This window comes from Mycobacterium sp., assembly GCF_049673265.1.
Classification (GTDB): domain Bacteria; phylum Actinomycetota; class Actinomycetes; order Mycobacteriales; family Mycobacteriaceae; genus Mycobacterium.
This window is the reverse complement of record NZ_JBATXN010000161.1, coordinates 1-6667: the sequence shown is the minus strand read 5'-3', so window position 1 is coordinate 6667 and position 6667 is coordinate 1. Positions and strand designations below refer to the sequence as shown.

The following is a 6667-nucleotide window of genomic DNA, read 5'->3' as shown; positions in this document are numbered from 1 at the left end:
AGAACAGGCAGCCCGTAAACCGGTTGCGCAAACGGCAAAAACGCCGCGATAGCCATCGCCGCCGCACCGACGAGGACCAACCCAAGACCGAGTGGGATCCCGGGCGCGGCTTTAGCCGCCTCCGCCTCGTCACCGCTTTCGCGGCGTTGTTTCTCGGCTATTGCGAACCTTCCGCGAACCGCTGTTGTCAACGTTCCGTGCCGACTCCAGCCAGGGAAGCAAAGGATGAAGCGAACGCCTTGGAAAATCCTTGGGCGCTCGGTATCGCCACCGTATGCCGATTTCTCCCTACCAGGACCAAAACAGCGATTCCGACCGTCCGCGATCGCAGCAACGCCTCGGCTTCTGCCGCGGACGATTTGCGTCTCGGTATCGTGAGCGCTGTGAGCGCGTCTCCGGTATTCGCCGACGTCGACACCGGAGTCGACGACGCAATCGCACTGGTGTACTTGCTGGCCAGCCCGGAGGCCGACCTGGTAGGTATCGCGTCGACCGGCGGGAACGTCGGCGTGGATCAAGTCTGTGAGAACAACCTCGGCCTGCTCGAGCTGTGCCGGATCGACGGCGTGCCGGTGTCCAAAGGTGTCGACCACCCGTTGAACTCCCCCGCGCTTCCGGCCGGGAAAGTGCACGGGCCAAGGGGTTTGGGGTATGCGGACTTGCCATCGACGTCACGCCAGCTCACCGGCAGCGATGCGGCGACGGCGTGGGTCGAGGCGGCGCGTGCCCACCCGGGAGAGCTGATCGGGCTGGCCACCGGCCCGCTGACCAACTTGGCGTTGGCGCTGCGCAAAGAACCTGAGCTGCCGACGCTGCTGCGTCGCCTGGTGATCATGGGTGGCGCCTATGACTACCGCGGCAACACCAATCCAGTGGCTGAATGGAACATCGGCGTGGATCCCGAGGCGGCGGCGGAAGTGTTCGCCGCGTGGGCCTCGACAGAGGTGAAAGCTGCTGAACCGCAGAATCTTCCGATCCTCTGCGGCCTCGACGTGACCCGGAACATTTCGGTAACACCGGAAATCCTGGCCAGGCTGGCGGCGGCTGCGGACACGACGACGACCGTGCTGAGCGTCGACGATGACCGGGGCACCCGGTCGTCGGCGTCCAACCCCCTGATTCGGGTGATCGAGGACGCGCTGCGGTTCTATCTGGAGTCCTACTACGACCTCGGCCACGGTTACCAGGCGCACCTGCACGATCCGCTGGCGGCGGCGGTAGCACTGGATCCGCCGCTGCTCGCAACAAGGCAGGCGACGGTGGATGTCGAGCTGACGGGGACGCTGACCCGCGGCATGACGGTGACCGATTGGTCGGGACGCTGGGGTCGAAAGCCCAACGCGCTGATCGGTGTTGGAGTCGATCCGGCAACGTTCTTCGACCGGTTCATCGACCGGGTAGGGCCCTTCGCGCGGCAACTCGGCTGAACGCGTTCGTCACGCACGGCCACGCGTTTGGTGTACTGATCGCGGGGTACCCGCAAGTCCATGGCGTTCGTCGATTATCAGACTGAGCTATACGAGCAGGGACAGGCCGGCCGGCAGCCGCCGTATCCGATCAGATTCGAGGAGCTGGAGGCAAAAGCATCGGCCGCGATGCCGCCGAAAGTGCTGGGATACGTCGCCGGCGGGGCCGGCGACGAACACACCCAGCGAGCCAACTGCGAGGCCTTCAAGCGCTGGGGTTTGTTCCCCCGCATGGGAATCGCCCCCGAGCAGCGCGATCTGTCGGTCGAGTTGTTCGGGATATCGTTCCCGTCTCCGATCTTCATGGCACCCATCGGCGTCATCGGGGTGTGCGCGCAGGACGGCCACGGCGACCTGGCCGCGGCGCGGGCATCTGCGCGCACGGGTGTGCCGTTCTTCGTGGGAACGCTCACGTCCGACCCGATGGAAGATGTCGCGCCGGAGCTCGGCGATACCCCGGGCTTCTTCCAGCTGTACACGCCCCCCGACCGCGAGATGGCCACCAGCCTGGTGCACCGCGCGGAGGCGGCCGGCTTCAAGGCCATCGCGGTCACCCTCGACACTTGGGTGACCGGGTGGCGCCCGCGCGACCTGAGCGCCGGGAACTACCCGCAGGTGCCCAGCGGGTGCCTGAGCAACTACACCTCCGATCCGGTCTTCCGCGCCGGACTGCAACCGGGCGAAGACGCCACCGAGGCCGCGGTGCGCAAGCTGCCGATCTTCGGTGGCCCGTTCCGGTGGAGCGACCTGGAGTGGCTCCGGGCGGAGACCAGTCTGCCGCTGATGGTCAAGGGCATCTGTCACCCCGACGATGTCCGGCGCGCTAAAGACCTTGGTGCCGATGGCATTTACTGTTCCAACCACGGCGGTCGCCAGGCTAACGGCGGGTTGCCGGCGCTGGACTGCCTGCCTGGAGTTCTCGTGGCCGCCGACGGGCTGCCGGTGCTGTTCGATTCGGGTGTTCGCAGCGGGGCCGACATCATCAAGGCCCTCGCGATGGGAGCGACCGCGGTGGGCATCGGTCGCCCTTATGCCTACGGTCTGGCGCTCGGCGGTGTCGACGGCATCGTGCACGTACTGCGCTCGCTGCTGGCCGAAGCGGACCTGATCATGGCCGTCGACGGGTACTCCTCGCTCAAGGATCTGACACCAGAGGCGTTACGACCGGTCGAATACCATGGCGCGCAAGCTTATTCGTAGATTCCCTCCAGATACCACCGCCGTTGACGGTAGCACAGCAGCATCGCTTGCTCGCCCTCCAGCAAGACCTGGGCACGGGCCGTTCGACTGTGCCCCGTTCCGTCCCTAGGCCGGTTATCCCACCAGCGTTCGTCGACCGGCCATGGCCCGGCCCACCAACGCAGCCGGTCGTCACGACCGCGAGATGTCAGCCGTGCCGGGTCGGCGGAGAACAACCCGCGGCTGGTCACTCGAACTGAGTTACCCTGGGCATCAAGCAATTCCACTGGGTCATCGAGTAACACTGTCGGCGACGGCTCGGGCAGTTGACCGGGCCACGGCCGACCCGGATCTGCCCGTGGCACCGGCTCGTCACCCAGCGGTGTCAACGTAATCCGCTCGGCAGGCCCACGACCGCCGGACAGCACAGGAACCTGCACCGCCTCCGGGCCAAGCAAGCCCTGCACGCGCACCAGCGCCCGACGGGCCCGCATCCTGTCCTCTTCACCGAGACCACCCCATAGCGGTAACTGCAGCGCACCGGCCGACACCACCTCCACGGCCTGCAGCCGCAACAGCGCCACCGGTGCGGTGGGCCGGTCCGCGATAGTCCTGGTGTTCAACCACCCGTCGAGCTGCCAGCGCACCCGGTCGGCGGTGGCATCTTCGGTCAACGGCTCGGCGCATCGCCACACCCGCATCAGCTCTTCGCCGTTGGCGGTGACGGCGTGTACGGCCAGTCGAGTGCACCCCACCCCGGCGGCCATCAACGTCTCATGCAACGTGCTGGCCAGCGAGCGGCCGGCAAATGCCGCGGCATCAACCCGGTCGATCGGTGGATCGCACTGCAGCACGGCATCCAGTTCGGCCGGGGGCTCGCGCCCGGACGGTCCGCGTTCCGGTTCGCCGCGGGCGAACCGGTGCGCGCTTACCGCGTCGGCGCCGAACCGGGAAGCCACGTCGGTGCGCGGCAATGCGGCGAACTGTCCGATGGTCCGAATTCCCATCCGCCACAGCAGATCCGCTAGCTCGTCCCGTCCGGGACCGGACAGGCTGGGCTCGGTGGCAAGTTGCCGGATCGACAGCGCCGACAGGAACCGCGCGTCTTCTCCCGGTTCGACGACTCGACCGGCACGGGCGGCGAAGACCGCGGTGGACAGCTGGTCGGCGACCCCGACCTGACATTCTGCACCGGCTGCGGCCACTGCGTCGGTCAGCCGCTCGGCCGCCTGCTGTTCGGATCCGAAAAAGCGGGCCGCCCCGCGCACCGGCAACACCAACAGCCCGGGTCGCAACACCTCGGCGCGGGGCACCAGATCGTCTACCGCCCCGATAACCCCTTCGAAGAAACGGGCATCGCGGTCGGAATCGGCTGTCACGACATGCAATTGGGGGCAGCGGGCCGCAGCCTCTCGTCGCCGTAATCCTCGCCGCACTCCCGCCGAACGGGCAGCCGATGAGCAGGCGATCACCCGGTTGGCCAGCGTGACGGCGACCGGATCGGTCGCGGGAAGGCCTGCGGCCGCTGCCGCGGCCACTGCTGGCCAGTCCATACACCAAATCGCCAGTACTCGGGAGGCCATGCCAGCTACCCCGCCCGGATCCGCCTGATACGCCGTCCCCGTGCACAGACGTCGAGCAGCACCTTGCCGATCCGTCCGAAACCGGGCTCACTCGCGGTGATCTCATAGCCGCAGACCCGGGCCTCCAGTCGTACCGACGCCCCCTGCCAGTCACCATCGGTGATCAGCAGTGTGCAGCCTTTCTGGTGAGCGCGGGCCACCACCGCCCGCGCACGGGTCTGCGGCACCGAACGCCCGCCCAGAGCCAGCACGACCAGATCCATTCCGTCCATGAGCACCGCAGCCACCTCCACCGGATCGGCACCTGGATCCGGGATCACCGCAAGCCGGCTTAGATCCGCTCCCATTTCCACGGCGGCCAGCAGTCCGATATCCGGCTGGCCGACAATGGCTGCGTTACCGCCGGCAGCCGTCACCGCGGCCACCATGCTCAGCGGCAGCGACCGGGCCCCTGACAGCACCGCAACGGTTCCCCGTGGCAACGCGTCCGGCAGCACATCAGCCAAGAGCTGCGGGATCGGCAGTTTGGTCTCCGACTCCGGCAGCAGGTCGTCCGGGCCGGTGTGACTGCGAGTGTGAGCGTGCCGAGGTGAGCCGACCTCCCCCGCCACCGCCGCCATTTGGCGCCGCAGCTGTTTTAGCTGTTCAGCACGGGTGTGATGCGGCCGATCGGAGGCGAGAATCGCCGTCATCACCACCTCCTGTGTAACGGGTGTTACCAATGATGTTCGAATGTATGTTCGATAGAATCAGTCAACACCTGCCCACCGACAAACGTCAAGCGGCGCACGATCCAGCTAACTTATGAAATCGAGAAGCCCGGTTACTCCCACTCGATGGTGCCGGGCGGCTTGCTGGTGACATCCAGCACGACCCGGTTGACCTCGACGACCTCGTTGGTGATCCGGGTGGAGATTCGCTCCAGCACTTCGTAGGGCACCCGGGTCCAATCGGCGGTCATGGCATCTTCGCTGGACACCGGCCGCAACACGATCGGATGGCCGTAGGTGCGGCCGTCGCCTTGGACACCGACCGAACGGATGTCGGCCAGCAGCACCACCGGGCACTGCCAGATCTGCTGATCCACACCCGCGGCCGTCAGCTCCTCGCGCGCGATCGAGTCTGCCCCACGCAGCGTGTCGAGTCGTGCCGCGGTGACCTCGCCGACGATCCGGATCGCCAAACCAGGGCCCGGAAAGGGTTGGCGCGCAACGATTTCCTCCGGCAGGCCCAGCTCGCGCCCGACTGCGCGCACCTCGTCTTTGAACAGCAGCCGCAGCGGCTCGACGAGTTTGAACTTCAGGTCCCCGGGCAAGCCGCCGACATTGTGGTGGCTCTTGATATTCGCTGCCCCGCTGCCGCCACCGGACTCCACCACGTCGGGATACAGCGTGCCCTGCACCAGGAACTCAATTTCTTTGTTTCCCAAAGCATCTCGCACGGCACCCTCGAACGAGCGGATGAACTGCCGTCCGATGATCTTGCGCTTACCTTCGGGATTGGTCACCCCGGACAGCGCCTCCAGGAATGTCTCGGCCGCGTCGACGGTCACCAGGTTGGCACCGGTAGCGGCGACGAAGTCGCGCTGCACCTGCGCGCGCTCGCCCGCGCGCAGCAGCCCGTGGTCGACGAACACACAAGTCAGCCGGTCCCCGATGGCACGTTGCACCAGTGCGGCGGCCACCGCGGAATCCACCCCGCCGGATAGCCCGCAGATCGCGTGGCCGTCGCCAACCTGGTTGCGTACCTGCTCAATCAGCGCGCTGGCGATGCCGGCCGGCGTCCAATCCGGCGCGATGCCGGCGAATTCGTGCAGGAACCGGCTGAGCACCTGCTGCCCATGCGGGGTGTGCATGACTTCGGGGTGATACTGCACGCCCGCCAGCCGCCGGGAGCGGTTCTCGAAGGCGGCCACCGGCGAACCGGCGCTGGTCGCCACCACCTCGAACCCGTCCGGCGCGGAGGTGACGGCGTCACCGTGGCTCATCCACACCGGCTGCGTCTCGGGCAGATCCGAATGCAGTTCACCGCCAGCGACTTTCAGTTCGGTGCGGCCATACTCGCTGGTGCCGGTTCGCGCGACGGCCCCGCCAAGGGCCTGTGCCATCGCCTGGAATCCGTAGCAGATGCCGAACACCGGCACGCCCAGATCGAACAATGCCGGATCAAGATGTGGCGCGCCCTCGGCGTACACGCTGGCCGGTCCGCCGGAAAGCACCACCGCCTGCGGGTCGCGGGCTTTGATCTCGTCGATCGATGCGGTGTGCGGAATCACCTCGGAGAACACCCGGGCCTCGCGCACCCGCCGGGCGATCAATTGCGCGTACTGCGCGCCGAAATCGACAACCAGCACCGGACGGGGGGAAGCTGACTCCACCGAGCCAGTGTAGTGGCGATCGCAAGCGCGGCAGAGCCGGGCGCAGCGGGTCGCCACGCATC

General features: G+C 67.0%; 6 protein-coding genes. 2 read left to right on the top strand and 4 right to left on the bottom strand.

Annotated features, from left to right (window positions below; genetic code table 11):
• Positions 1-191, bottom strand: a 191-nt coding sequence (locus WBF82_RS05690; RefSeq protein ID WP_424382107.1) for a hypothetical protein, incomplete at its 3' end; no start/stop codon positions are given.
• Between the two features lie 192 nt (positions 192-383).
• Here WBF82_RS05690 and WBF82_RS05685 point away from each other — a divergent pair.
• On the top strand, positions 384-1427 hold the full coding sequence (locus WBF82_RS05685; RefSeq protein ID WP_424382106.1) for a nucleoside hydrolase: 1044 nt from the start codon (positions 384-386) through the stop codon (positions 1425-1427).
• Positions 1428-1487: 60 nt separating this feature from the next.
• Positions 1488-2666 carry an alpha-hydroxy-acid oxidizing protein gene (locus WBF82_RS05680; protein WP_424382105.1) on the top strand — a complete coding sequence of 393 codons (1179 nt, stop codon included), beginning with the start codon at positions 1488-1490 and terminating at the stop codon, positions 2664-2666.
• Here WBF82_RS05680 and WBF82_RS05675 read toward each other — a convergent pair.
• From WBF82_RS05675 to guaA, 3 genes are all read right to left on the bottom strand, one after another.
• Positions 2657-4228 carry a DNA polymerase Y family protein gene (locus tag WBF82_RS05675; protein ID WP_424382104.1) on the bottom strand — a complete coding sequence of 524 codons (1572 nt, stop codon included), beginning with the start codon at positions 4226-4228 and terminating at the stop codon, positions 2657-2659. The two genes, WBF82_RS05680 and WBF82_RS05675, sit on opposite strands and share 10 nt — an antisense overlap.
• Positions 4229-4233: 5 nt before the next feature.
• Positions 4234-4920 carry a hypothetical protein gene (locus WBF82_RS05670; RefSeq protein WP_424382103.1) on the bottom strand — a complete coding sequence of 229 codons (687 nt, stop codon included), beginning with the start codon at positions 4918-4920 and terminating at the stop codon, positions 4234-4236.
• Between the two features lie 131 nt (positions 4921-5051).
• The gene (guaA, locus tag WBF82_RS05665) at positions 5052-6605 is read right to left on the bottom strand and encodes a glutamine-hydrolyzing GMP synthase (protein ID WP_424382102.1); all 1554 of its coding nucleotides are present in this window, start codon (positions 6603-6605) and stop codon (positions 5052-5054) included.
• Positions 6606-6667 lie beyond the last annotated feature (62 nt).

What these genes read in the sequence shown, in the direction of transcription:
- WBF82_RS05680 (WP_424382105.1), top strand. Translation starts at nt 1,488, where the DNA reads ATGGCGTTCGTCGATTATCAGACTGAGCTATACGAGCAGGGACAGGCC.
- WBF82_RS05675 (WP_424382104.1), bottom strand. Translation starts at nt 4,228, where the DNA reads ATGGCCTCCCGAGTACTGGCGATTTGGTGTATGGACTGGCCAGCAGTG.
- WBF82_RS05670 (WP_424382103.1), bottom strand. Translation starts at nt 4,920, where the DNA reads ATGACGGCGATTCTCGCCTCCGATCGGCCGCATCACACCCGTGCTGAA.